General features: G+C 70.2%; 28 protein-coding genes. 15 read left to right on the forward strand and 13 right to left on the reverse strand.

Annotated features, from left to right (window positions below; translation table 11 throughout):
* The first annotated feature begins 300 nt into the window (after positions 1 to 300).
* The 6 genes from ABT304_RS09835 to ABT304_RS09860 are packed head-to-tail and all read left to right on the forward strand — an operon-like array spanning position 301 to position 4,654.
* Complete coding sequence (locus tag ABT304_RS09835) at positions 301 to 1,566, forward strand: dicarboxylate/amino acid:cation symporter (RefSeq protein WP_350714804.1); 1,266 nt, start codon at positions 301 to 303, stop codon at positions 1,564 to 1,566.
* A 12-nt stretch (positions 1,567 to 1,578) separates the two neighbouring features.
* A complete protein-coding gene (locus ABT304_RS09840; protein WP_350714805.1) occupies positions 1,579 to 2,220 on the forward strand; it encodes a maleylpyruvate isomerase family mycothiol-dependent enzyme in 642 nt (213 codons plus the stop codon).
* 20 nt (positions 2,221 to 2,240) lie between these two features.
* The gene (locus ABT304_RS09845) at positions 2,241 to 3,086 is read left to right on the forward strand and encodes a GNAT family N-acetyltransferase (protein ID WP_350714807.1); all 846 of its coding nucleotides are present in this window, start codon (positions 2,241 to 2,243) and stop codon (positions 3,084 to 3,086) included.
* A 25-nt stretch (positions 3,087 to 3,111) separates the two neighbouring features.
* Entirely contained in the window at positions 3,112 to 3,645 is a 534-nt protein-coding gene (locus ABT304_RS09850) for an ASCH domain-containing protein (protein WP_160022645.1), read from the forward strand.
* 22 nt (positions 3,646 to 3,667) lie between these two features.
* On the forward strand, positions 3,668 to 4,030 hold the full coding sequence (locus ABT304_RS09855; protein WP_350714809.1) for an MmcQ/YjbR family DNA-binding protein: 363 nt from the start codon (positions 3,668 to 3,670) through the stop codon (positions 4,028 to 4,030).
* 9 nt (positions 4,031 to 4,039) lie between these two features.
* Positions 4,040 to 4,654 (forward strand): acVLRF1 family peptidyl-tRNA hydrolase, encoded by a 615-nt coding sequence (locus ABT304_RS09860; RefSeq protein WP_350714811.1) that lies wholly within the window; start codon positions 4,040 to 4,042, stop codon positions 4,652 to 4,654.
* 4 nt (positions 4,655 to 4,658) lie between these two features.
* Here ABT304_RS09860 and ABT304_RS09865 read toward each other — a convergent pair whose 3' ends face one another.
* On the reverse strand, positions 4,659 to 5,099 hold the full coding sequence (locus tag ABT304_RS09865; RefSeq protein WP_350714813.1) for a hypothetical protein: 441 nt from the start codon (positions 5,097 to 5,099) through the stop codon (positions 4,659 to 4,661).
* Between the two features lie 102 nt (positions 5,100 to 5,201).
* On the opposite strand from ABT304_RS09865, the gene ABT304_RS09870 reads away from it, so the two are divergent.
* Complete coding sequence (locus tag ABT304_RS09870; protein ID WP_350714815.1) at positions 5,202 to 6,119, forward strand: phosphotransferase; 918 nt, start codon at positions 5,202 to 5,204, stop codon at positions 6,117 to 6,119.
* Between the two features lie 15 nt (positions 6,120 to 6,134).
* On the opposite strand, the gene ypfJ is transcribed toward ABT304_RS09870, so the two are convergent.
* The gene (gene ypfJ, locus ABT304_RS09875; protein WP_350714816.1) at positions 6,135 to 7,088 is read right to left on the reverse strand and encodes a KPN_02809 family neutral zinc metallopeptidase; all 954 of its coding nucleotides are present in this window, start codon (positions 7,086 to 7,088) and stop codon (positions 6,135 to 6,137) included.
* Positions 7,089 to 7,151: 63 nt separating this feature from the next.
* Here ypfJ and ABT304_RS09880 point away from each other — a divergent pair, with 63 nt between their 5' ends.
* Positions 7,152 to 8,750, forward strand: a complete 1,599-nt coding sequence (locus tag ABT304_RS09880; RefSeq protein ID WP_160022657.1) for an ABC-F family ATP-binding cassette domain-containing protein — start codon at positions 7,152 to 7,154, stop codon at positions 8,748 to 8,750.
* Positions 8,751 to 8,753: 3 nt separating this feature from the next.
* Here the strand turns inward: ABT304_RS09880 and ABT304_RS09885 are convergent, their stop codons facing one another.
* The 5 genes from ABT304_RS09885 to ABT304_RS09905 are packed head-to-tail and all read right to left on the reverse strand — an operon-like array spanning position 8,754 to position 12,912.
* Positions 8,754 to 9,986, reverse strand: coding sequence for a cytochrome P450 family protein (locus ABT304_RS09885; protein ID WP_160022659.1), 1,233 nt, complete (start codon positions 9,984 to 9,986; stop codon positions 8,754 to 8,756).
* 33 nt (positions 9,987 to 10,019) lie between these two features.
* On the reverse strand, positions 10,020 to 10,619 hold the full coding sequence (locus tag ABT304_RS09890; RefSeq protein WP_160022661.1) for a GTP-binding protein: 600 nt from the start codon (positions 10,617 to 10,619) through the stop codon (positions 10,020 to 10,022).
* Complete coding sequence (locus tag ABT304_RS09895) at positions 10,600 to 10,959, reverse strand: DUF742 domain-containing protein (protein ID WP_160022663.1); 360 nt, start codon at positions 10,957 to 10,959, stop codon at positions 10,600 to 10,602. Before ABT304_RS09895 ends, ABT304_RS09890 begins: the two co-directional genes overlap by 20 nt.
* Before the next feature lie 14 nt (positions 10,960 to 10,973).
* On the reverse strand, positions 10,974 to 11,360 hold the full coding sequence (locus tag ABT304_RS09900) for a roadblock/LC7 domain-containing protein (protein ID WP_160022665.1): 387 nt from the start codon (positions 11,358 to 11,360) through the stop codon (positions 10,974 to 10,976).
* Complete coding sequence (locus tag ABT304_RS09905) at positions 11,350 to 12,912, reverse strand: ATP-binding protein (protein ID WP_350714818.1); 1,563 nt, start codon at positions 12,910 to 12,912, stop codon at positions 11,350 to 11,352. The genes ABT304_RS09900 and ABT304_RS09905 overlap by 11 nt, the downstream gene beginning before the upstream one ends.
* 230 nt (positions 12,913 to 13,142) lie before the next feature.
* On the opposite strand from ABT304_RS09905, the gene ABT304_RS09910 reads away from it, so the two are divergent.
* The gene (locus ABT304_RS09910) at positions 13,143 to 15,026 is read left to right on the forward strand and encodes an ABC transporter ATP-binding protein (protein WP_350714820.1); all 1,884 of its coding nucleotides are present in this window, start codon (positions 13,143 to 13,145) and stop codon (positions 15,024 to 15,026) included.
* A 4-nt stretch (positions 15,027 to 15,030) separates the two neighbouring features.
* Here ABT304_RS09910 and ABT304_RS09915 read toward each other — a convergent pair whose 3' ends face one another.
* On the reverse strand, positions 15,031 to 15,918 hold the full coding sequence (locus ABT304_RS09915) for an SURF1 family cytochrome oxidase biogenesis protein (RefSeq protein WP_350714821.1): 888 nt from the start codon (positions 15,916 to 15,918) through the stop codon (positions 15,031 to 15,033).
* Positions 15,919 to 15,984: 66 nt separating this feature from the next.
* Between ABT304_RS09915 and moaA the strand changes: the two genes are divergently transcribed.
* A complete protein-coding gene (gene moaA, locus ABT304_RS09920) occupies positions 15,985 to 17,004 on the forward strand; it encodes a GTP 3',8-cyclase MoaA (RefSeq protein WP_350714822.1) in 1,020 nt (339 codons plus the stop codon).
* Positions 17,005 to 17,085: 81 nt separating this feature from the next.
* Here moaA and ABT304_RS09925 read toward each other — a convergent pair whose 3' ends face one another.
* Genes ABT304_RS09925 through ABT304_RS09935 form a run of 3 tightly spaced genes read right to left on the reverse strand, consistent with a single transcriptional unit; the run spans position 17,086 to position 18,566 of the window.
* Complete coding sequence (locus tag ABT304_RS09925) at positions 17,086 to 18,024, reverse strand: nucleoside hydrolase (RefSeq protein ID WP_350714823.1); 939 nt, start codon at positions 18,022 to 18,024, stop codon at positions 17,086 to 17,088.
* Positions 18,025 to 18,048: 24 nt separating this feature from the next.
* Entirely contained in the window at positions 18,049 to 18,243 is a 195-nt protein-coding gene (locus ABT304_RS09930; protein ID WP_091041080.1) for an acetone carboxylase, read from the reverse strand.
* On the reverse strand, positions 18,243 to 18,566 hold the full coding sequence (locus ABT304_RS09935; protein WP_160022677.1) for a DUF3099 domain-containing protein: 324 nt from the start codon (positions 18,564 to 18,566) through the stop codon (positions 18,243 to 18,245). Before ABT304_RS09935 ends, ABT304_RS09930 begins: the two co-directional genes overlap by 1 nt.
* A 140-nt stretch (positions 18,567 to 18,706) precedes the next feature.
* Here ABT304_RS09935 and fabG point away from each other — a divergent pair, with 140 nt between their 5' ends.
* From fabG to ABT304_RS09950, 3 genes are read left to right on the forward strand one after another with little or no spacing between them, the layout of a single operon-like run.
* A complete protein-coding gene (fabG, locus tag ABT304_RS09940) occupies positions 18,707 to 19,432 on the forward strand; it encodes a 3-oxoacyl-ACP reductase FabG (protein WP_350714825.1) in 726 nt (241 codons plus the stop codon).
* Positions 19,433 to 19,434: 2 nt separating this feature from the next.
* Positions 19,435 to 20,208 carry an enoyl-ACP reductase FabI gene (fabI, locus tag ABT304_RS09945; RefSeq protein ID WP_350714827.1) on the forward strand — a complete coding sequence of 258 codons (774 nt, stop codon included), beginning with the start codon at positions 19,435 to 19,437 and terminating at the stop codon, positions 20,206 to 20,208.
* A 17-nt stretch (positions 20,209 to 20,225) separates the two neighbouring features.
* The gene (locus ABT304_RS09950) at positions 20,226 to 20,732 is read left to right on the forward strand and encodes a SixA phosphatase family protein (protein WP_350714828.1); all 507 of its coding nucleotides are present in this window, start codon (positions 20,226 to 20,228) and stop codon (positions 20,730 to 20,732) included.
* Positions 20,733 to 21,058: 326 nt separating this feature from the next.
* On the opposite strand, the gene serB is transcribed toward ABT304_RS09950, so the two are convergent.
* Both serB and ABT304_RS09960 read right to left on the reverse strand, forming a co-directional pair.
* Positions 21,059 to 22,303, reverse strand: a complete 1,245-nt coding sequence (gene serB, locus ABT304_RS09955) for a phosphoserine phosphatase SerB (protein WP_160022683.1) — start codon at positions 22,301 to 22,303, stop codon at positions 21,059 to 21,061.
* A gap of 34 nt (positions 22,304 to 22,337) precedes the next feature.
* Entirely contained in the window at positions 22,338 to 23,120 is a 783-nt protein-coding gene (locus tag ABT304_RS09960) for an Rv1486c family protein (RefSeq protein ID WP_350714830.1), read from the reverse strand.
* Positions 23,121 to 23,173: 53 nt separating this feature from the next.
* Between ABT304_RS09960 and ABT304_RS09965 the strand changes: the two genes are divergently transcribed.
* Together ABT304_RS09965 and ABT304_RS09970 are read left to right on the forward strand one after the other, a co-directional pair.
* Positions 23,174 to 23,971, forward strand: coding sequence for an ABC transporter ATP-binding protein (locus ABT304_RS09965; RefSeq protein WP_160022687.1), 798 nt, complete (start codon positions 23,174 to 23,176; stop codon positions 23,969 to 23,971).
* Positions 23,972 to 24,040: 69 nt separating this feature from the next.
* The gene (locus tag ABT304_RS09970; protein WP_350714832.1) at positions 24,041 to 24,502 is read left to right on the forward strand and encodes an NfeD family protein; all 462 of its coding nucleotides are present in this window, start codon (positions 24,041 to 24,043) and stop codon (positions 24,500 to 24,502) included.
* The last annotated feature ends 17 nt before the right edge of the window (positions 24,503 to 24,519 follow it).

A 24,519-nucleotide genomic window follows, 5' to 3' on the forward strand; every position in this document is an offset into this window, starting at 1 on the left:
CCTGGTGATGCTGCTGGACATGAGAAAGGGCCGCCTCCGATTCGATCGGAGCGGCCCTGGTGGATGCGGTGAGCACCTACGTTCGTTGCGGCTCCGAGCGCGCAAACTCCACGTCCTGGACCGGTCGGCCCAGGTGCTTGCAGATCGTGGTCTCGCGCATGACATCAATGGTATTCACCTCGCCCCAGCCGGGACCACTGGTTTGTCGCGGGGAAACGTGTCGGTGACGACGGCTTAACCGGCGGCGTACGCGGCCTCGTTAGCGTCCGGGATCCACGTCCCCGACGCTTAGGAGACCCGATGAAGGTCTTGAAGTCCCCAGCCGTCCTGATCCTCGCCGGTGCCGTCGCCGGCATCGTCTTCGGCCTGGTGGTGGGAGAGTGGGCGGCGAACCTCAAGTTCGTCGGTGACATCTTCATCCGGCTGATCCAGATGTCGATCGTCCCGCTGGTCGCCTCGTCGGTGATCGTCGCGACGGGTGCAATGACCGGGGCGGGCGCCGGCAGGCTGGCCGGGGCGACTTTCGGCTGGATGCTGGGTTTCGCGGTGGTCGCCGCCTTCGTCGGCTGGGGGCTGGCGGAGCTGATCGAGCCGGGAGTGGGGATGCGCTATGACGGGGACCTCGACCCGACTCTGACCGACTCGGCCGCGGCGACCGCGGTCGGCTGGCAGCAGACCGTGACCGGCTTCGTCTCCACCAACGTGGTCGAGGCGATGGCCACCGGCGCGATGGTGCCGATCATCGTCTTCGCCCTGATCTTCGGTCTCGCGCTCAACCGCTACACCGCGATGAACGGCCCGACCGTCGTGCTCACCTTCTTCGAGCAGATCCAGGCGATCGTCCTGCTGATGATCAGGTACGTCATGTTCCTGGCGCCGATCGGCGTCTTCTGCCTCCTCGCCGACCTCGCCGGCCGCGTCGGCTTCGGGGTGGTCACCACCGCGCTCGCCTACCTCGGCACGACCCTGGCCGGCGTGGTGATCATCTCCGTCCTCTACGTCGTCGTGGTCGTCGCCGTCACCCGGCTCAACCCGCTGCGCCTGCCCGCGAAGCTCGCCGAGCAGACCGTCGTGGCCGTCACCACGACCTCGTCGGCGGTCACCTTCCCGACGGTGCTGAAGAACGCTGTCGAGAAGTTCGGGATCTCGAAGCGGGTCGCGGACTTCACGCTCTGCCTGGGGATGACGATGGGCTCGTGCGGCGCGGTGCTCAACTACACGATCGTGGTGCTCTTCCTCGCCCAGGCCTCCGGCGTCTCGCTCTCCCCGGGCGACATCGCGCTCGGGATGGCGCTCGCGGTGCTGCTCAACATCGGCACGATCACGGTGCCCGGCGGGTTCCCGGTCGTCGCCATCTTCCTGGCCACGTCCCTGGACCTGCCCATCGAGGCCGCCGGGCTGCTCATCGCGGTGGACTGGTTCACCGGCATCCTGCGGACCTTCCTCAACGTGAACGGGGACACCATGGTCGCTCTGCTGGTGGCGCACGGCGCGGATGAGATCGACCGGGACGTGTACGCCGGGACGAAGCCGGTGGTGGAGCCTGTCGCGGAGGCCGCGGCCTGACACGATGGAGTCATGGACGTAGCCGCCCGCACCGCAGCCAACCGCCGCCTGCTCGCCGACTTCTTCGACGGCCTCGACGAGTCCCAGCTGGAGACACAGAGCCTCTGCTCGGCCTGGACGGTGAGGGAGGTGCTGGGCCACAGCGCGATGCCGTTCTCGGTCGGGATCGGGCGGCTGCTGTGGCGCACGCTGCTGGCCCGAGGCTCTATCGACCGGGCCTCGGCCGCGATCGCCGAGGAGCAGGCGCGGCGGCCGGTGGCCGAGCTGACCGGGCTGCTGAGGACGTACGCCACCAAGCGGGTGCCGGCGCCCGGCGTCGGTCCGATGGGGCAGTTCACCGACCACTGCATCCACCTGCGTGACTGCGCCCGGCCGCTCGGTCTCGACACCGACGTCCCGCTCGAGGACTGGCGCGCGGTGCTCGACTGGCTGCCGACCAAGCAGGCCTCGCTCGGGGTGGTCCCGGCCGGCCGGCTCGACGGGCTCGCGCTGCGCGCGACCGACCAGGACTGGTCCTGGACGGCGGCGGACGGCTCGAGCGAGGAGGTCGCCGGTCCCAGTGAGGCCCTGGCGATGGCTCTCTCCGGACGTTCGGTCGCTCTGGCGGATCTCGACGGACCAGGGGTGGCGACGTTGCGGGAGCGGATCGGCTGACCCGGGTAGGCTCCCCGGACGTGGAGGCTCCTGGTCGGATCTGGTTCGGGTACGTCGCCGCGGTGGGCCTCGCGGTGATCGGGTTGTTCACCCTGGATCCGCTGGCGTTCGGCCTGGCCGTCGCCGTGCTGGTCGCGACGGTGCTGGGGGAGTGGTACCGCGGCCGTCAGGCCGCACTGTCCGCTGCCGCGGCGGACACCGACCTTGCGGACTTGGTCTCCCGATGGGCCCGCGGCTGGGCCTACGCCCGGGGCTTCCCCCGCCCTGCGGCGGTGCCCGGAGGCGTACGCGTGGAGGTGGGGGAGCCGGGACGCCGGGTCGAGTGGGTGGCGACCGACGACGCGGACACGCTCGCCAAGCTCGTCGACACCGCCCGGGACACGCCCGAGGCGTGGTTGTCGGTGGTGACCGAGTCGCCCCCGGGCGTACGCCCTTGGTTCGTCGAGGCCGGCCTGGTCGCCAACGATGGCGAGGAGGCGCTGATGTCGATCCAGCTCGCCGACCACGCGTTCCGGCGGCTTCCGGAGGGCTATCGCGCCGAGGTGGATCGCGACGGCGGCCTCATCACCGTGACGGTGCGCGTGGGCGAGGATGTCGCGGCCCGCGGGCGGATCGCCGTCATCGGTGCCGACGCCGTCGCCGACCGGATCCAGACCGAGCCCGAGCACCGGCGCCGTGGTCTCGGCGGCGCGGTGATGAGCCTGCTCGTCTCGGCCGCCCGAGAGGCCGGTGCCATGCATGGCCTTCTGGTCGCCAGCGAGATGGGCGAGCCTCTCTACACCGGCCTCGGCTGGCGCGCCCGAGCCCGTCTGGTGAGCGCGCGAACAGCCACGCCGCGTACCTCCGCCGAGTCCCGGCACGGCTAGCGCCAACTGTGGTTGAGTGTCGCCTATGAGCGACGACGCCGTCATGGTTCCCGACAACCCTGAGCAAGAGGCAGAGGTTGCTGCGTTCTGGGAGGACGTGAAGCATCACGCCCATCTCAGCGCCGCGCCGGGCTACTTCGGTGCGTCCCCGCTGGAAGCGTTGCAGCCACCGGCGTGGGCGTTCGGCGGGACGCCGGAAGAGGCAGACGGGCTGCTCGAGCTCGTTCTCGAAGGGGTGAAGACGGCGACGGCCACTGCGCAGTGGGACTTCGAGAGCGGAGACGAGCCGTTCCCGACCGTGGGTGGCATGAGCATCATCCTCGACGGCTCCGGTCATCCACGAGCCCTCATCGCCACCACCCAGGTCGACGTCGCCCCGTTCCGGGACGTCCCGGCGGAGTTCGCCCGACTGGAGGGCGAGGGCGACCTGTCGCTCGAGTACTGGCGCGAGGTCCACGAACGCTTCTTCACCGAGTTCGCCGGTCCCGACCACGAGTTCAGCGAGGACATGCCGGTCGTGATGGAGCAGTTCGAGCTCGTCTGGCCGAAGCCGGACTGATCCGGAACCCGGGTGTGGGCGGATGACACCGACCGAGCTGACCGAGCGGGTCCGTGAGATCTGCCTCGGGTTCCCGGAGAGCGCCGAGCGGGTCACCCACGGCGCGCCCGGGTTCTTCGTGAAGAAGCAGTTCGTGATGCTGTGGCCGCAGGGACATCACGGGCGCGACGAGCCGCATCTGTGGGCGGCCGCCGCGGCGGGGGTGCAGGCCGAGGTCGTCGGTGACGATCCCGAGCGCTTCTTCGTGCCTCCCTACGTCGGTGGGCGTGGCTGGGTCGGCATGCGGCTCGATGGCGACGTCGACTGGGACGAGGTGGCCGAGATCTGCGAGGACGCCTATCGCCACATTGCGCCACCTCGTCTGCTGCGCGGCCTGGACCGGTAGCGTACGGACATGCCCAACGTCGCCGTCCCGGTCGCTCGGATCCAGCGGTGGGTCGACAACTTCGCCGCGCGCCACGGCGAGACCCGGCTCGGGGTCGACTCCGGCGCGCTGACCGGTGCCGCGGCCGACGGGTCCTCGTTCATCGCGGCGCTGCCGTTCGAGAAGTCGTACGCCGGGCCGGCCGCTGTCGAGGCGTTCATCGCCGCCTCGGCTCCGCCGCGGGACTGGGGCCTGCTGCTGGTGCGCAAGGGCGGCTTCGCGATCGCTCGGATGAGCGGCGGCGAGATCGCTGGCCACAAGATCGGGCGGCGGCACGTCCAGGGGAAGACCAAGGCGGGCGGCTGGAGCCAGCAGCGCTTCGCCCGGCGCCGCGCCAACCAGGCCAGTGCTGCGTACGAGGCGGCGGCCGAGCACGCGGCCCGGATCCTCGACGGGCTGCGAGGCCCGCTCGTCACGGGCGGCGACCACGGCGGTGTCGACGACGTGCTCGCGGACCGGCGGCTGGCCTCCCTCGAGGTGACCGGACCGTGGCTGGCCGTGCAGGACCCCAACCGCGCGGTGCTCGATCAGGCGATCGAGGAGGCGCAGAAGGCGCGGATCGAGGTCCTCAACGCCGACGGCTGACGGGTCAGGGGAGCTGCCAGACTCCTGGCGAACCCTTGACCATCAGGCCGTCGGTCAGCAGTGTCTGACGGGCACGGCGTGCCGCGTAGCGCCAGCGGAGCTCGCCTTCCGGGGTGGTCTCGAAGTCGCCCGGGAGGAGGCTGTCAGTCAGCTGGCTCTCGAGCTCGTCGAGAACGTCGTCGGCAGACATCGATCCGCCGGCGGTCTCGAGGATCTCCAGGATGAGCGGCGCGAAGGCGGCAGGCGGGGTCCACTTGCGGGGAGCGGACTTGGTGACGACCTTCGGCGCGGCAGCCGTCGAGCTCGTCGTGGTCTTGCGTACCCGGGTTGTCGGCTTCGCTGCCCTCTTCGCGGGCGGAGCTGGAGCGGGCGGGGCCGGGGGCCGCCCATGGATGCACTGTGACTTCGGCAGGTCACACAGCTCGCAGTAGTCAGTCTCGGACATCGGCTCAACCATATCGGCCCCAGGATCAAACTCAGCATCCCGTCGTCGCCTCCCGGCGGTGAGTGCCGTTGCGACCTGCGAGGATGCGCTACTTTGGCAAGCATGTGGCAGCCCGACCCAGGGTGGCTCGTCCTCCCCGGCGGCACCGGACCCTCCACGCTGGGGGTCTGGCGCACTGCTGTGGGCGAGGACCAGGAGCCGGTCGTGGTCAAGCGGCTCGGGCAGCCGGGGACGTACGATCCGGCCGAGCTGAGCCGCCGCCGTCACTTCGCCTACTGGCGACGGGCGGCCGACGTCGCGACCTCGGGACTCGTCGACGACTCCCCGGGCATGATCGGCGCGCGTACGAGCGTCGCCGAGGACGACGAGGGCATCACCCTGACCAGCGAATGGGTCGAGGACGCCGCCAACTCCGGGCTCTTCGCAGCGCTCTCCATGGGCCGCTTCGCCGGCGCGGACCTGGGCGAAGCGCGCTGGCTGGCGCGCGACCAGTTCCGCGACCGGATCGCGCGGGTGGAGTACAACGGCGGCTGGCCGACGATGATGCGTACGACCGCCGCGGACATCGCCCACACCCTCTGGGAGCGGCGCGGGCGCTTCACCAACCTCCTCGACGAGCTGCCCCAGGTCGCCCAGCACGGCGACCCCGCGCCGCAGAACCTTCTCGGCCGCACCGACGACGGCGAGCGGCTGATCGCGATCGACTGGTCGAGCCTGGACCACGGTCCTGTCGGCGGTGACCTCGGGCTGTACCTGCTGCACGCCCGGGAGTCGTTCGAACCGCTGCTGGAGGCGTACGTCCTGGGGCTGCCTGCCGGCGTCGCAACCCGCGAGGAGGTGACGCTCGGTGCGCAGATCAGCGCGGTCTACACCGCGCTGAGCCGCGCCGAGTGGGCGCTGAGCCGGATCAAGCCGGGGGAGGGACCGCTGCTCGCGAAGTTCCGCCACCCCGCCGTCGCGCCGCACCTGCGGACCCTGCAGAAGCAGGCACCGCTGGTCGAGGCGCTGCTCGAGATGTAGCGGGGGCCAGGACGGTTACGGGTTGTCGAGATCCCGAGCCTTGAACGTGTCGCAGCCGGCGATCGAGTCAGGGGTGGTCATGCCCTTCCGGAACCAGGCGATCCGCTGCTCGGAGGAACCGTGGGTGTACTGCGAGGTGTCGACGCGGCCGGTGGTCCGGGACTGGATGTGGTCGTCGCCGACGGTCTTGGCGGCATCGATGCCCTCGGTGATGTCCTGATCCGAGATGTCGACGATGAACCCGTCGCCCTCGGCAGCTGCGGTCCACATACCGGCGTAGCAGTCGGCCTGCAGCTCCAGGCGTACGGCGTCGGACTCGGGACCCTGCTGAGTGCGCACCTGGCCCATGGTGCCGAGCAGGTTCTGGATGTGGTGGCCGTACTCGTGGGCGAGCACGTAGGCGCGTACGAAGGTGGTGTCCTGCCCGCCGAGCTGCTCGAAGATGGAGTCGAAGAACGTCGGGTCGAGGTAGATCGTCTGGTCGGCCGGGCAGTAGAACGGGCCGACGGAGCTCGACGCGGAGCCGCAGCCGCCGGTCTGGACCTGGTCGGAGAAGATCACGACCGCCTGCTCGGGCTGGAACCGGCCGGAGAGGTCGCGCTGGGAGTCCCAGTAGCCGGTCATCGAGTTCTCGAGGGCGACGAAGGCGCAGTTCTCATCGTTGTTGGCGTCCTCGCCGGTCTGGCACGACCCGAAGTCGCCGGTCTCGCCGCCGTCGGCCGCCTGCAGGCCGCCGAAGGTGCCGGTGCCCACCGAGCTCGTGCCTCCGCTGTCGCCGAGGACCTGCGGGCCGACGCCGGTGCACTGGGTGATGAGGAAGAAGAGCAGCAGCACGATGACGGTGCCGATCCCGCCGCTCGCCTTGCCACCGGGGATCGGGATCCGGCCGCCACCTCCACCACCGAACCCGCCACCGCCACCGCCGGAGGTCCGGCTGGTGTCGAGTCTGGCCTTCGGGTTGAACCGCATCTTGTCCCCCTGGAGGTGGTGATGTGTGGGACCGAGTGCCCCGCCCATACACTAGTGACGGAGATGATCACTGCCCATGACCTAGAAGTCCGCGTCGGCGCCAGACTTTTGATGGAGAACGTCACATTCCGAGTCGGACCCGGCGACAAGGTCGGGCTCGTAGGCCGCAACGGCGCTGGGAAGACGACTCTGACGAAGGTGCTCGCCGGCGACCACCTGCCCGCCTCCGGAACGGTGTCCAACACCGGTGAGATCGGCTATCTGCCCCAGGACCCGCGGGTCGGCGACCCCGAGGTGATCGCCAAGGACCGGATCCTGTCCGCGCGCGGCCTCGACGATGCCGTACGCCGCATGCGGATCGCCGAGGAGGAGATGGGCTCCGAGGATCCGAACGTGCGCGAGAAGGCGATGAAGCGCTACCAGCGCGCCCACGACGAGCTCGACGCGGGCGGTGGCTACGCGGCCGAGACCGAGGCCCTGCAGATCGCCCAGTCACTCGGCATCCCGGACCGGATCATGACCCAGCCGCTCAAGACGTTGTCGGGCGGCCAGAGGAGACGCGTCGAGCTGGCGCGCATCCTCTTCTCGTCGGCCGAGGTGCTGATCCTCGACGAGCCGACCAACCACCTCGACGCCGACTCGATCATCTGGCTGCGCGACTGGATGAAGTCCTACAAGGGCGGCTTCATCGTGATCTCCCACGACAACGATCTGCTCGCCCAGACGGTCAACAAGGTCTTCCACCTCGACGCCAACCGCGAGGTGATCGACATCTACAACATGCCGTGGAAGCAGTACCTCGTGCAGCGCGAGACCGACGAGGCGCGCCGCAAGCGTGAGCTGATGAACGCGCAGAACAAGGCCAAGACGCTCACCGACCAGGCCAACAAGATGCGCGCCAAGGCCACCAAGGCGACGGCGGCGCAGAGCATGCTCAAGCGCGCAGAGAAGATCATGGCCGGTGTCGAGGGGGAGCGGAAGCAGGAGAAGGTCGCGGCGATCAAGTTCCCCTCGCCCGCGCCCTCCGGCAAGACCCCGCTCACCGCCAACGACCTCTCCAAGTCGTACGGCGCGCTCGAGGTCTTCACCGCCGTCGACCTGGCGATCGACCGAGGAACCCGGGTGGTCATCCTCGGGCTCAACGGTGCCGGCAAGACCACGATGCTGCGGATCCTGGCCGGCGTCGACCAGCCCGACACCGGCGAGGTCGTGCCGGGCCACGGGCTGAAGGTCGGCTACTACGCCCAGGAGCACGAGACCCTCGACACCAAGCGGTCGGTGCTGGAGAACATGCAGTCCTCGGCGCCGCAGCTCACCGACACCGAGGCGCGCACCGTGCTGGGTGCGTTCCTCTTCACCGGCGACGACGTGCACAAGCCCGCCGGGGTGCTCTCCGGTGGGGAGAAGACCCGGCTGGCCCTGGCCTCCCTGGTCGTCTCCGCCGCCAACGTGCTCCTGCTCGACGAGCCCACCAACAACCTCGACCCGGCCTCCCGCGAGGAGGTGCTCAACGCGATCCGCCGCTACGAGGGCGCGATCGTGCTGGTCACCCACGACGAGGGCGCCGTGCACGCTCTGGAGCCCGACAAGGTGCTCATCCTCCCCGACGGCGTCGAGGACCTGTGGAACGAGGAGTACGCCGACCTGGTCTCGCTCGCGTAGCGGTCAGGTCAGCGTTCGGACGAACGTCACCGGCATCGAGGTCGGGTAGCGGTAGGAGAGCGAGTCGGTGTTGCGCTCGACCTGGTCGGCCGGCACCGCGAGGGAGACCTCGGGCAGGCGCTCCAGAACGGTGCGTACGGCCGCTTGGACGATGATCGTGCCCGGCCGCTGGGCGGGGCAGGAGTGGGGCCCGGCGCTCCACGACATGTGGGCGCGGTTGCCGATCTCCAGCCACGGGTCGCCGCCGGTCATCAGCGGATCCACGTTGGCGGCCGCGATGCATGGCACCACGGCATCGCCCTTACGGATCAGCTGACCGCCGAGCTCGACGTCGCGCAGCGCGAACCGCGGGGTGATGTTGTAGCAGGGAGGGTCGCGCCACATGACCTCCTCGATCGCCTGGTCGACGTCGAGGCGGCCCCCGCGCAGCCGGCCGGCGAAACGCTCGTCGGAGAGCATCAGCAGCAGGGTCTGGGTGATGGTCGCGATGGTCAGCTCGTTGCCGGCGATGATCATCACGATCATCGCCTCCATGACCTCGTTGTCGTCCCACAGGCCGGGGTCGTCGATCAGGTGCGAGGTGACGTCGTCCTGGGGCTCCCTGCGGCGCTTGGCGATGTGGTCGACGATCTCCACGGCCAGCTCGATGACGCCCTCCTGGGCGAGCTGGCCGCCACCGAGGACCTTGTGGGCGGCCTTGCGCATCGAGTCGCCGACCTCATGGCCCATGCCGAACATCGCGGCGACCGACAGCAGCGGGATCAGGACCGCGTAGTCCTGGACCAGATCGGCCTCGCCGCGCTCGAGCATGTCGTCGACGAGGTCGTTGCAGATGCTGCGTACCTTCGCGGCGTAGCCGTGCTCGTCGACACGCGAGAGCGCCCGGTCGACCGGCGAGCGCAGCCGCCGCCGGAGCTCGCCGTCGTTGTGGAAGGAGTTCTGCCGAGTGGTCACGAAGGGATAGATCGGCATGTCCGGCAGGATCTTGCCCTCCTGGACCGCGCTCCAGTTGTCGCCGTTGCGGGAGAAGACGTCCTCGTTCCGGATGACCTCGCTGAACTCGGCATAGCCCATCGCGAACCAGAGGCGTACGCCGGGGGAGAGCTCGCCGGGAGCCACCGGGCCCCACTCGGCCCGAAGCCGTTGGTGCACCTCTCTTGCCCGAGGCCCGACGGTCTCGGGCGCCTGGACGAGGTCGGTGAGATCGGCGAGACGTACGGTGCGGGTGGGAGTCATCGCGAGGAGTGCCTGTCGGTCGTGGATCGGGGGTCAGTGCGTCTTCAGGGCATGGCGCACGAGCGCGGCGAGTGCTCGGACGCAGGCGTTGCGGTTCTTGGCGTTGCACACCACGATCGGGGTCTCGTCGTCGAGGTCGAGCGCCGTGCGGATCTGGTCGGGCTCGTAGTTCGGCGCGCCCGGGAACTGGTTGATCGCGACCACGAACGGCAGGGACGTACGCGTCTCGAGCTGGTCCAGCACCTCGAAGGAGTCCTCCAGCCGGCGGGTGTCGACCAGGACGAGGGCACCGGCGGCGCCCTCGGCGAGGCCGGACCACAGATCCCAGAAGCGGCGCTGCCCCGGGGTGCCGAACAGGTAGAGCGCGATCTCGTCGGTCAGCGTGATCCGGCCGAAGTCCATCGCGACCGTGGTCGTCGTCTTCTCCGGGGTCGCCGCGACCTCGTCGATCCCCTCGCTGGCCTGGGTGATCGTCTCCTCGGTGCGCAGCGGCTCGATCTCGCTGACCGAGCCGATCAGGGTGGTCTTGCCGACTCCGAAGGAGCCGACCACCAGGATCTTGACCGACTCGACGACCGTGGGCGCCAGATAGTGGCTGTCGCCAGGGGTGGGCTCAGAGGTGGTTGAGAGCATGCAGGACCTTCTGGAGGGTTTCGCGGGACGGGCCGGCGGCGGCGTCGCTGTCGGGACGTACGCCGATCAGGCCGGCGTCGATCATGTCCGAGGCGATCACTGCCAAGACGCTGACCGGCTGGCCGAGATGGACGGCCATCTCGGCCATGGAGATCACGCCGAGGCACTGGGAGAGGACCTCGCGCTCCTGACGGCCCACCGACGAGTCCGTGGCCGCCGGGCTGGTGTGGCCGATCAGCAGCGTCGCCGGCGTCAGCCGATGGGTCGGCCGGGCACGACCACCCGTCCGGACATAGGACCGGATCGGGTGGTCGACGTAGTCGTCAGAAGCGTCGGGCATCGGCTCGGGTCGGCTCAGATCGAACGTCTCGGGGTGCTCATCGCGCGCTCTCCGAGCATCAGGACGGTCGCCTGCATCTGCTGGGCGACCAGCGCCGGGTCGATGCTCATCTCGGTGACGACCGCGAGACGGGAGCCGTCGCCGGCGCCACGGATGAACAGGAAGCCGCCGTTGAACTCGACCATCACCTGACGAGGGTGGGCGTCGGCGCCGAACTGGCGGCTGATCCCGTGCCCGAGCGAGGTCAGGCCGGCGCACGCCGCGGCCAGCTTGTCGGCCTCTTCACGCGGGGTGTGGCTCGTGCGGACCCGGACGAGCCCGTCGGCGGAGAGGACCACGACATGACGTACGCCGCGTACTCCCGCGACCAGCTCCAGCATCCAGCTGTTCTCATCGGTCATGGTTCCTCCAGTGGTTCTCGGATGCGGAATCGGTCTCCGCGGCGGTGCTGCCGTTCTCGGGGCCGACGGCCTGATGCGGGATGGTCGTGCCGGCCGCGGGTGTGGCCGGGGTGCTGAGGAAGCTGCCCATCCAGGCGCCCGCCTGCTCGGCGGTCGGCTCGGGGCGTGCCGGGACGGGCTGGCTCGCCGCGAGCTGCTGTCCGGTCGCGAAGCGCTGGCCGCGCTTCGAGCGGCGCTGCGGCAGGCCGTCGGAGGTGAACAGCGACGGCTCGCGCTGCTGGCTCTGCTCGCGGTCGGGAACGGGATCGGGGGCGCTCGGGGTGCTGTGCACGGGCCAGGCCGCCGGCGGGGGCGTCGACGGGGACGGCGCCTTCGGCGCCCTCGACAGGAGCGCGGCGGGGACGGGGGTCGAGGTCGGCGTACGCGGCGCGACCGGCTCGAGCGCGGCCGGGCTCAGCGGGGTGGTCATCGCCTCGGGAACGAGCACGGCGACCCGCAGGCCGCCGTGGACGGACTCGGTCAGGTCGACACGGAACCCGTGCCGGCGTACGTAGGTGCCGACCACCGCCAGTCCGGTCTGCGGGATCTCGCCGAGGTCGTGCAGGCGAACCTGTCGGGTGCCCGAGGCGATCTCACGCATCCAGGCCAGGTTGGTCTCGTCCATGCCGACGCCCGCGTCGTCGATCTCGAGGGCCGCTCCGCGGCGTACGGAACGGATCGTGACCAGCACCTCCGTCGCCGGCGGCGACGACTGGGTCGCATTGGCCAGGAGCTCGGCCACGAGGTGGATCAGCGGCTCGACGTACGCACCCTGGACCGCGACCGGCGGGTCACCCTCGACCCGGACCCTGCGGTAGGCCGTGATCCGGCCGGCCGCGCCGCGTACGACGTCGGCGATCGCGAGCGGGTCACGCCAGTGCTGCCCGGGCTGCTCCCCGCACAGCGTGGCTATGCTCTGCGCCAGCCGCGCCTGCTGCGCCGCCGCGTGGTCGACCCGCATCCCCGCCTCGAGCACGTCCGGCTCGGCCGGGAACTTCGCCACCATCCGCGTCGACTCCTCCTGGATCCGGTGCGCCGACGCCTGCACCTTGCGAGACAGCGACAGCACCGCCACCCGCATCCCGGCCTCCCCACCCCTCCCAGCCGAGAGGTCAGGCGCGTCGGCCGAGACGTCAGGTACGTCGGTCGAGACGTCGGGTACGTCGGTCGAGACGTCAGGTACGTCGGTCGAGACGTCAGCTACGTCGGCCGAGACGTCATCAGGTGACGCGTCGGCCGACGTACGTGACGCTTCGGCCTGCGCGCCTGACGCTTCGGCCGACGGGAGTGACGCTTCGGCGGGGGCTTGTGCGGGAGCGGTGTCATAGGCCATCGCGGTGAGCCACAGGGTGAGGGCGACGACGGGTACGCCGGCGAGGATCCACGGCCAGAACCACTGGTCACCGGAGGCGGTGACGAAGATGACGGGGGAGAGCGCGACGAAGAGGAGGATCGCGGTACTGCAGAACCATGGACCGGCTCGATGGAGTCGGACCAGGAGTGGTCGGGTCATGTCAGGGCACCTGGTGTGGGGGTGAACAGTCATGGCATGAACCCGCGGGTTCAGGGCAGTCTGGACGAATCCTGATCCAGCCCCCGGAGACCGGCGCACACACGCGCTCCACTTCATACCACCAACAGAGCGCTTGGTCACCTACCTCAGGTGATTTTGACCATATTTCGACGAACCATCCCGAGGCGGCCGAACCTGGCCGGGCGAACTAGGGTGACGGGGTGTCACAAATGGGTCCAGGCTTCGGTGCGAGCGGCGGGGCGATGGGCGGCGGCGGGATCATGCGCAACCTGCGCGCCGACCGGACGGTTCTCCAGCGCGGGTTGCCGAAGGGCACGCTGAAGCGCGTCATCTCCTACGCCGGGCCCCACCGGGCTCTGATCAGCGCGTTCCTGGTGTTCACGGTCTTCGACGCCGCGCTCGTGGTGGTGACCCCGCTGCTCACCCAGCGCCTCATCGACGACGGCGTGCTCGAGAAGAACGTCTCCGTGGTGGTCTGGCTGGCCGCGGCGATGGCGTTGGTGGCCGTCATCGACATGTGTTTCGGGATCGTCTCGGGCTGGCTCTCGACCCGCATCGGCGAGGGACTCATCTTCGACCTGCGCACCCAGGTCTTCGGCCACGTCCAACGCCAGTCGCTGGCCTTCTTCACCCGGGCGCAGACCGGCGCGCTGGTCAGCCGCCTGAACACCGACGTGCTCGGCGCGCAACGGGCTTTCACCTCGACCCTGTCCAACAGCGTCTCCAACCTGATCTCGCTGGTCGTGGTCGGCGCGGCGATGCTGGTGCTGTCATGGCAGGTGACGCTGATGTGCGTCGCGCTCTTCCCGATCCTGTTCCTGACCTCGCGCTGGGTCGGCCGCCGGCTGGCCGGCCTGACCCGCGAGCAGATGGACGGCAACGCGGCGCTGGCGACGACGATGACCGAGCGGTTCAACGTCGGTGGGGCGCTCCTGCTCAAGCTCTTCGGCCGCCGTGAGGAGGAGGACGCCGCGTTCGCGCAGCGAGCCGATGTCGTACGCCGTCTGGGCATCCGGATCGCGCTGCTGACCCGCCTGTTCGGGGCGACCATGCAGGTGGTCCCGGCGCTGGCGACCGCGCTGGTCTACGGCGTCGGCGGCTGGATGGTGATCCAGGGCGACGTCACGCTCGGCACCCTGACCGCACTCGGTCTGCTGCTGGTGAGGCTGCTGGGGCCGCTGCAGGCGCTCTCCAACGTACGCATCGACGTGATGACCGCGCTGGTCAGCTTCGACCGCGTCTTCGAGGTCCTCGACCTGCCCTCTCTGATCAAGGAGAAGCCGGACGCGGTCGAGGTGCCGGCGGACGCCGCGTCGGTGCGGTTCCGCCATGTCGCCTTCACCTACCCGGGCGCCGACGAGGTCTCGCTCGCCTCCCTCGAGACGATCGCGCGCCCGGAGAGCCGGGAGGTGCGCGAGGTGCTGACCGACATCGACTTCGTGGCCGAACCGGGGGAGATGGTCGCCCTGGTCGGACCCTCCGGCGCCGGGAAGTCGACGATCACCCACCTGATCGCGCGGCTCTACGACGTACGCTCCGGGGCGGTCGAGGTCGGCGGCCTCGACGTGCGCGACGTGACCCTGGAGTCGCTCGAGGCCGCGGTCGGCTACGTGACCCAGGACGCCCACATGTTCCACGACTCGGTGCGCGGCAACCTGCTCTACGCCCGCCCCGGCGCCTCCGACGGCGACGTCTGGGCAGCCCTGGAGGCTGCCCAGGTCGCCAACGTCATCAAGGGCCTCCCGGACGGCCTCGACACCGTCGTCGGTGACCGCGGCTACCGCCTCTCCGGCGGCGAGCGCCAGCGGCTCGCGATTGCCCGGCTGCTGCTGAAGGCGCCCCACATCGTCGTGCTCGACGAGGCCACCGCCCACCTCGACTCCGAGTCCGAGGCCGCGGTCCAGACCGCTCTGGACGCCGCGCTGGAGGGACGTACGTCCATCGTCATCGCCCACCGGCTCTCCACCATCCGCGCCGCCGACCGCATCCTGGTCGTCGAGGACGGACGGGTCGTGGAGTCCGGCACCCACGAGTCTCTGCTCGCCGCGGGCGGGCTCTACGCGGAGCTCTACGAGACGCAGTTCCGCCGGTAGGCGGTCAGCTCTTCCCGCTGCGTTCCTTCTCGTACGCCGCCTGGTAGGCGGCCTTCACGGCCTGCTTCTGGGCAAGCTTGGCGGCCTTCTTGCGGCTGCGCTCATCGGCCGGCTCGTCGCTGTCGGCGGTGTCATCGTCTTGTGCAGGGGCGTCCTGGCGCTGGGTGCGCCGCTCGTCGTACATCAGGTAGAAGAAGCCGGCGATGGCGAGGACGCCGAAGAACCACCACTGCAGTCCGTAGAAGAAGTGGGGGCCGTTGTCGAGCTCGGGCAGGTCGGCCTGGCGCAGCTGGGTGGCGGGCTCGGGGGACTCGCTGTCGAGGTGGAGCCAGCCCGTCAGGAGCGGCTCGTCGACCACCTTCGCGACCTGGGTCGAGGAGAGTGCGCGGGTGGCGTGGTAGCCGTCGACCTGGGCGACGTCGGTCGAGTCGCCGGTGCCGTCGGCGCGTACCCAACCGGTGATCGTGACCTCACCCGACGGCGGCGCCGGGAGGTCCTCGAACTCGTCCTGGGACTCGGTCTGCAGCCAGCCGCGGTCGACGAGCACCGCGCTGCCGTCGGCGAGCACCAGCGGGACGACGATGTCGACGCCCTTCGCGTCGTCGGGGGTGCGGTAGCGCCAGATGATCGTGTCGTCGACCGCGTACGTCCCGGTCGCGGTCACCCGCCGCCATTCGTCCTTCTCGGCGACCTTCTGGCCCGGGGCCAGTACGTCGGAGACGGGCGCGGGCTCGGCGTGCTCGTTGACGCGGACGATCTGGTTGCTGGCCTTGCGGTCCTCGAGACGGTCGAACTGCCACTGGCCCAACCACCAGGTCCCGTAGGCCAGGATCAGCACGAACACCGTGAAACCGGCCCAGCGTCGGCTGAGCAGGAAACGGAACGAACTCACCCCACGAGACTAACTGGCATGCGGTCCTCACTCACGATCCGGGTCGAGCCTGCCTAGACTGGTGTGATGACGACCTCCCCGACAGATCAGACCCAGCAGAGGCTCGTCGACCGGTTCGGCCGGGTCGCGACGGATCTGCGGGTCTCTCTGACCGACCGCTGCAATCTGCGGTGCACCTACTGCATGCCGGCGGAAGGGCTCGACTGGCTGCCAGGCGACGAGGTGCTCACCGACGACGAGGTGGTGCGGCTGATCGGCGTCGCCACGGGGCAGCTCGGCGTACGCGAGGTGCGGTTCACCGGCGGGGAGCCGCTGGTGCGGCGCGGGCTGGTCTCGATCGTCGCGCGCACCCGCGAGGTCGCCCCCGAGGCGGAGCTCTCCATCACCACGAACGCGCTGGGGCTGGCCAAGATGGCCGGGTCCCTCGCCGAGGCCGGGCTCGACCGGGTCAACGTGTCGCTGGACTCGATCCGGCCGGAGATCTTCGCTGAGATCACCCGTCGCGACCGGCTGGCCGACGTGGTCGCCGGGCTGGAGGCCGCGGCCGACGCCGGCCTGGGACCGATCAAGATCAACGCGGTTCTGCTGCGGGGAGTCAACGACGACCAGGCTGCCGAGCTGCTCGGCTGGTCGGTCGAGCGTGGCTACGAGCTGCGGTTCATCGAGCAGATGCCTCTTGACGCGCAGCACGGGTGGTCGCGCGACAAGATGGTGACCGCCGACGAGACTCTGGCGGCGCTGTCTGCGGCCTTCGACCTGACGCCCGCGGAGGAACCCCGAGGCAGCGCGCCCGCCGAGCTCTTCTACGTCGACGGCGGCCCGGCCAAGGTCGGCATCATCGCCTCCGTCACCCGCCCCTTCTGCGGCGACTGCGACCGGGTGCGCCTCACCGCCGACGGGCAGGCGCGCGACTGCCTGTTCGCGCGTTCCGAGTCGGACCTGCGTACGCCGCTTCGTGCCGGCGCCTCCGACGACGATCTCGCTGCCCGGTGGGTCACCGCCATGGCCGGCAAGCGCGCCGGCCACGGCATCGACGACCTCGGCTTCCTCCAGCCCGACCGCCCCATGTCCGCCATCGGCGGCTGACCACCAGCCGAGGCGTCACCCGCGCCGGCCGAGTTGGCATCCGGGTGACGCCTCGGCCGGCGGGAGTGACGCCTCGGCGGGTCAGGAGCCGACGCGTTCGAGGGCGTCCAGGACGAGGTCCCAGTAGCCGTCGACGTCGAGGGTGATCGCGACCTGGGCGTTGGGCGGCTCGTCGAGGCGGCCGTGCAGGTCGACGACGGTGGCGCCGCGGGTCCAGCGGCCCGCGGTCTCGGCCGCCACGAACGACTTGTGCCAGGTGATCAGGCCGGGGTCGATGAGGGCCGCGATGGTGCAGGGGTCGTGGACCGGGGGAGCGGTGAAGTCGAAGATGTCGGAGTAGGTGCCGCCGAAGAAGCCCATCAGGTCGGCGCACGCCCGGCCCACCGGATGGTCCATGGCCCGCATCCGCGCGACTACCTCGGCAGTGGCCAGCGCCTGGTGGGACAGGTTGAGCCCGACCATCCGGATCGGCAGGCCGCTGGTGAGGACGAGGTCGAGCGCCTCGGGGTCGGCGTAGGCGTTGAACTCGGCGGCCGGCGTGGTGTTGCCGCGCTCGGCCGAGCCGCCCATGAACACAATCTCCGCGATGTGAGGACCGACCTCGGGATGGTCGCGCAGCAGCACCGCGACGTTGGTGATCGGCCCGGTCGCGACCACGGTGACGGGCTCCGGCGCGGCCAGGAGGGACGTACGCAGGAACTCGACCGCGCCCAGTGCGACCGGCGCAGCGAGCGGTTCGGGGAGGTCGGGTCCGTCGATCCCGGTCGCGCCGTGGATGAAGTCGCCGATGTGGATCTCGCCGGCCAGCGGCCCGGCGGCACCGGTGGCGACCGGGACATCGGGCCGGTGCGCCAGCGCCAGGATCCGCTGGGCGTTGTAGGTCGCCTTCTCCACCCGGCAGTTGCCGAACGTGGTGGTGATGCCGAGCAGGTCGATGTGCGGGCTGCCGAGAGCCAGCAGGATCGCGATGGCGTCGTCGTGGCCGGGGTCGCAGTCGAGGAGCACAGGGATCGGGTTCATCGCACGACCTCTCCGGGGGAACGGCTAGTGAGGGACGACGTCCTTGAGGAATCCGCGCGCTCCCAGGAAGTCGCTGAGCGACTCCTTGTGCGTCTCGCACGCGAGCCAGATCTTACGCCGATCGGCCGTGTGGATCTTGGGATTGTTCCACTGCAGCTCCCACGAGCCGGGGTCCTGGCAACCCTTGGCCGAGCACAGGTCGGAGTCGAGCGCGCCCATCAGAGCTCGCCCTTCTCCCGGAGCTGCTGCTCGCGCCCGCTGTTGAGCTGGCGCGGCCCGTAGGGCGAGTCCATCAGGTTCATCTCGTCGCTCTTGGTGTTGGTCGCGTTGGCCATGACGACCGCGACGTAGGGCAGGATCAGCGCCCCCGCGATCAGGATCGGCCACAACCAGCCGATACCGGCGAGACCGGCGATCACGGCACCGATGAAGCACAGCGAACGGATCGACATCGAGATGGCGTAGCGCTTCTGGCGCATCGCGATGTCCTCGGCGCGGCTACGCCCGGCGGTGGTGATCCTGATCGGTTGCGCCTTGGACATACCGCCAGTCTAGGTCGTGGCCGATGGCACCCGGTCAATGGTGTGGTCCCAACAGGGGCGCTCCGAAAGACCTTGGAGGGTTCTCACAAGCAAATCCAAGGCATTGGTCGTACGCCGAAGTAATCGCTACCGTCGCGCCTGTGACTGACAGTGAAAACCCCACAAGGCCACCCCGCTCGGTGCTCGTCACCGGCGGCAGCCGTGGCATCGGCCGGGCGATCGCCGAGGCGTTCCTCGCCAACGGTGACCACGTCGCCGTGACCTCCCGCAAGGGCGGGGCCCCCGAAGGGGCTCTGGACCTGGTGTGTGACATCACCGACCCGGCCGCCGTCGAGGAGGCGTACGCCGCGGCCGAGGCCGCCCACGGACCCGTCGAGGTCCTCGTCGCCAATGCCGGGATCACGAAGGACACCCTCGTGCTCCGGATGTCGGAGGAAGACTTCACCTCCGTGATCGACACCAACCTGACCGCGTCCTTCCGGCTCGCCAAGCGTGCCTCGAAGGGCATGCTGCGGCTGCGCCGCGGGCGGATCATCTTCATCTCCTCGGTCGTCGGGCTGCTGGGCAACCCCGGCCAGGTCAACTACGCGGCCTCCAAGGCCGGGCTGGTCGGCATGGCCCGCTCGCTCGCACGCGAGCTCGGCTCGCGGGGCATCACCGCCAACGTGGTCGCGCCGGGGTTCGTGGAGACCGAGATGACCGCGGTCCTCACCGATGAGCAGCAGAAGGCGATCACGGACCGGGTCCCGTTGGGGCGCTATGCGTCACCGGACGAGGTGGCCTCGGCCGTGACGTGGTTGGCTGATGCGGGTTATGTGACCGGGGCCGTGATCCCGGTCGACGGCGGACTTGGAATGGGGCACTGATCATGGGTTTGTTGGACGGCAAGACTGTTCTCGTCGCGGGGGTCACGATGGACTCCTCGATCGGCTTCGCGGTCGCCAAGGTGGCCCAGGAGCAGGGCGCCCGCGTCCTGATCTCCAACTTCGGCCGCGCGCTGTCGATCACCAAGCGGATCGCGAAGCGGCTCCCCGAGGAGCCGCCGGTCCTCGACCTCGACGTGACCAACCAGGAGCACCTCGACGGCCTCGCCGACGCGCTCCGCGCCGAGGGCGTCGAGCGGCTCGACGGAGTCGTGCACTCGATCGCGTACGGCAACCCCGAGACGCTCCTGGGCGGCAAGTTCCTCGACGGCCCCTGGGACGACGTCTCCCAGGCGGTCCAGGTCAGCGCCTACTCGCTGAAGTCGCTCGCGATGGCGACTCGCCCCCTCCTGGCCGAGGGCTCGTCGATCGTGGGGCTGACCTTCGACGCGACGATCGCCTGGCCGGCGTACGACTGGATGGGTGTCGCCAAGGCCGCGCTCGAGTCGACCTCGCGCTACCTCGCCCGCGATCTCGGTCCTGACGGGATCCGCTGCAACCTCGTCTCCGCGGGGCCGCTCAAGACCCTCGCCGCCAAGGCGATCCCCGGCTTCGAGGAGCTCGACGAGGGCTGGGGCACCCGGGCGCCGCTGGGTTGGGACAACACCGACCAGGGCCCGACCGCGAAGGCCGTCTGCGCGCTGATCTCGGACTTCTTCCCGGCGACCACCGGCGAGATCATCCATGTCGACGGGGGCTATCACTCGCTGGGTGCGTGAGGTCATAGGGTTGCCGCATGCGGACCCTTGTCATCATGCGGCACGCCAAGGCGGAGTCGTCGGCACCCACCGACTACGAGCGTCAGCTGACCGAGCGCGGCCATGCCGACGCGGTCGCAGCGGGGCAGTGGTTGGCCGAGCAGGGCGTGGTCCCCGACTACGTGCTGGTCTCGGCGGCCGACCGCGCCACCCAGACCTGGGAGGACGTCGCGCTCGGGGCGTCGTGGGACCTGACTCTGGCGGAGTACGACCAAGGTCTGTACGCCGCCGGGACCTCCACCGCCCTCGACCTCGTCCGCGGCGTCGATGACGGCATCTCGACGGTCGTGGTGATCGGTCACAACCCGACCGTGTTCTCGCTCGTGCAGCTCCTCGATGACGGCGAGGGCGACGACGAGGCCGGCAACGAGCTCGCCCTCGGCTTCCCGACATCCGCCGTCGCCGTGCTCACCTACGACGGCGACTGGTCCGAGCTCGACGAGGCCGAAGCCTCCGTCACCGCCTTCCACGTCGCTCGCGCCTGACCGCCGAGACGTCAGCGGCGTCGGCCGAGGCGTCACGTACGTCGCTCGAGATGTCACACCGCTGCCAACTCGGCTGACGCGGGTGACGTCTCGGCAGATCGGATGGGCGGATACTGAGACCGACCTCGAGACTGGGCATTGGCGAGAGGTCACTCGCGTCGGGCGAGGCGTCAGGCAGGTCGGTCGAGGCGTCAGCGGCGTCGGCCGAGGCGTCACACGGCTGCCAACTCGCCCGACGTACCTGACGCCTCGCCCGACGTAGCTGACGCCTCGCCCGACGTAGCTGACGCCTCGGCCGACGTACCTGACGCCTCCGCGGGGGCGGGTCAGATGAGCGGCGGGGCGGGGGTGACGATGCCGGCTTCGGCGTCGGCGGCCTCGATCTCCTCGCGGGAGATGCCGAGGAGATACATGATCGTGTCGAGGTAGGGGACGTTGATCGCGGTCCCGGCGGCCGAACGTACGGCCGGCTTGGCGTTGTAGGCGATGCCGAGGCCGGCGGCGGCGAGCATGTCGAGGTCGTTGGCGCCGTCGCCGATGGCGACGGTGGCGGCCTCGGGGATGCCGATCTCGGCGGCGAACTCGCGGAGCGCGCGAGCCTTGCCGGCCCGGTCGACGACCTCGCCGACCACCTCTCCGGTGAGTACGCCGTCGACGATCTCGAGCTCGTTGGCGCGGGCGTAGTGGATGCCGAGGTCGGCCGCCAACCGGTCGGTGATCTGCGAGAACCCGCCCGAGACGATGGCGAAGCGGTAGCCGAGGCGGCGCAGGGTGCGGACCATCGTCCGCGCTCCCGGGTTGAGCTGCAGCCCGGCGTACACCTCGTCCAACGCGGTCGCGGGGACGCCCTTGAGGTACTTCACCCGGCCACGGAGCGACTCCTCGAAGTCGAGCTCGCCGCGCATGGCCGCCTCGGTGACCGAGGCGACCTCCTTCTCGTAGCCCGCATGGGCGGCGATCATCTCGATCACCTCGCCGTCGATCAGCGTCGAGTCGACGTCCATGACGATCAGGCGCATGCCGCGGCGGACGAGGTTGGCGGGCTGTACGGCGATGTCGACGCCCTGGGCGGCGGCCTCGGCCGCCAGCGTGACCCGCAGCTCGTCGGGAGAGGCGCCGGAGACGTGCAGGTCGAACGCGGTGACCGGGTAGCGGGCCAGCCGGATGATCCGGTCGATGTTGCCGCCGGCGGAGGCGATCGTCCGCGTCACCGATGCGAGTGCGGCCGCCTTCAGCGGAAGACCCAGCACCGTCACCCGGGCGCGGTCGGCAGGCTCCCGCGGGGTGTCGCCGACGCCCTCCTCGATCTCGACGGTCATGTCGAGAGCGTGGGCGGTCTCCTCGATCGCGTGCTTGAGCGCGTCGGTGCTCGCCGCGTCAGCCGGGGCGGTCACCAGGAGCCCGAGCACGAGCCGCGCCCGCAGCACGATCTGCTCCAGGTCGACCACGTCGACCCCAGCCAACGCGAGCGTCGCCAGGGTGGCCGAGGTCAGCCCGGGACGGTCGTTTCCGGCGAGGGTGATCAGCAGGGTGTCGGGACGGCGCTCGAGCGCGTCGAATTCCTCGGTCATCTCTGCAAACGATAGTGGAGCCGGCGGCCGCGTCTCAGTTCGGCGGCCACACCTCGGGCGATCCGGCCGCGGTGAGCGCCCTCCGCGCGGCGCGGTCGAGGCCGACCAGGGCCTCCCGCCGCCGCAGCATCTCCGAGGCGGACACGGCGCCGCCCTCGTCCTCGAGTGCCACCGCGACGATCTCCCGGGCCTGTACGCCCCGGGCGGCGAGCTCCACGCACCGCGGCGGCACCCCGGGAGCCCCGGCCAGCGAAGGCCGGTGGCGGAGGTTCATCAGCCGGTCGGCGACCTCGGGCCGCCACCGCGCGACGTCGAGCTCGGCGAGCGCCGTCGCCGACTCGGTCAGCGCGAGCCGGAGGGCCCGGTCGGCCTCGCCGACGTCGGGGAGCTGACGCCGCTGGGCCGGGTACGCCTGCCACTCGACGACCGCGCCGACCCGGACCGGCACGAGCCCGATCCCGGCGTCGCTCACCACCGCCTCGCCGGCCTCCATCGCGGCCGTGTTGAAGGCCCGGGGTCCGCCCAGCCCGACCGGGTCGCCCTCGGCGGGGAAAGCGACCCCGACACAGGTCGCGCCCTCCGTACGCAGCCGCCCCATCCCGCTGACGAAGGTGTCCGCGACCCCCTCGGTGCCACCGAGCCCGAGCGCGGCCAGGCCGCTGACGGTATGGGTCGCGTCGGGCCCGATCACCGCATCGAGCACCAGGTCGGTGACTGCCTCACCGCGCAGCCACGCCGTCACCCACCAGGCCAGGCGCAGCGCCTCGGGGGTGGTCTCCAGCGACCCTGAATTCAGCTCCGCATCGTCGACACTCACAGCCGCCTACCCTAACCCCGAGCCGGGCAACCCCTGCCGATAGATTTGCCGCCATGGCAGCCGTGCTGGAGTTCACCGACGTCACCGTACGCCGTGGGGGCAACGCCCTTCTCGACTCTGTGAGCTGGGTGGTCGAAGAGGATGAACGCTGGGTGATCCTGGGCCACAACGGCGCCGGCAAGACCACGCTGCTCCAGGCCGCAGCGGCCCAGCTCCACCCGACGTCGGGTGTCGTGAAGATCCTCGGCGAGCAGATCGGCCGCATCGACGTCTTCGAGCTGCGCCCGCGCATCGGCCTCACCTCGGCCGCGCTGGCCGACCGGATCCCGCGCCACGAGCTCGTGCGCGATGTCGTGGTGAGCGCCTCCTACGGCGTGGTCGGACGCTGGCGCGAGCACTACGACGACCTCGACCATGACCGTGCCCAGGCGCTGCTGATCGAGGTCGGCATCAAGCACCTCGGCGAGCGGAAGTTCGGCACCCTGTCCGAAGGTGAGCGCAAGCGCGTACAGCTGGCCCGTGCGCTGATGGTGGACCCGGAGATGCTGCTCCTGGACGAGCCCGCCGCCGGGCTGGACCTTGGCGGCCGCGAGGACCTCGTCTCGACGCTGTCGACGCTCGCCTACGACCCTGACAGCCCGGCCACCGTGCTCGTCTCCCACCACGTCGAGGAGATCCCGCCCGGCTTCAGCCACGTGCTGATGATGCGCTCCGGCCGGATCACCGCCCAGGGGCTCATCGAGGACACGCTGACCTCGGCCAATCTCTCCAAGACCTTCGGTATGCCGCTCGAGCTCGAGGCGAGCGATGGCCGTTTCTGGGCGAAGCGTCGCGCCCGCCACACCCGGTAGGCCGAACGTTAAGAAGTCGGTACCCGAACGTCCCCACAACGCGTGGCCCGTCTGGATAGGGTGACGCTCATGGACTGGCAGGACTGGGACTGGGCGATCTGGACGGCACTCGGAGCGCTGCTCGTCGTCGGAGAGCTCTTCAGCCTCGACCTGATCATGCTGATGCTCGCCACCGGCGCCTTCGCGGGCGCGTTGACCGGCGCGTTCACCGACAGCTTCGTGATCCAGTCGATCGTCGCGCTGGTGGTCTCGGTCTCCATGCTCGCGGTCGTACGCCCGGGGTTGGCCAGGCGGCTCCACAACGGCCCGGAGATCCAGATCGGTGCGCAGAAGCTGATCGGGGTCCAGGCCATCTCGCCGGTCGAGATCAGTGCCCACAAGCCGGGGCAGCTCAAGCTCGAGGGCGAGCTCTGGACCGCTCAGCCCTATGACGAGACGCTCGTGATCGCGGCCGGCACGCCGGTCGAGGTGCTCGAGATCAGAGGAGCGACGGCGTACGTCCATCCTCTTCCGGAGCTCGGGACTCCGTAGTTTCCGGGCAACCTGAC

Source organism: Nocardioides sp. NPDC000445, assembly GCF_040300245.1.
Classification (GTDB): Bacteria; Actinomycetota; Actinomycetes; order Propionibacteriales; family Nocardioidaceae; genus Nocardioides.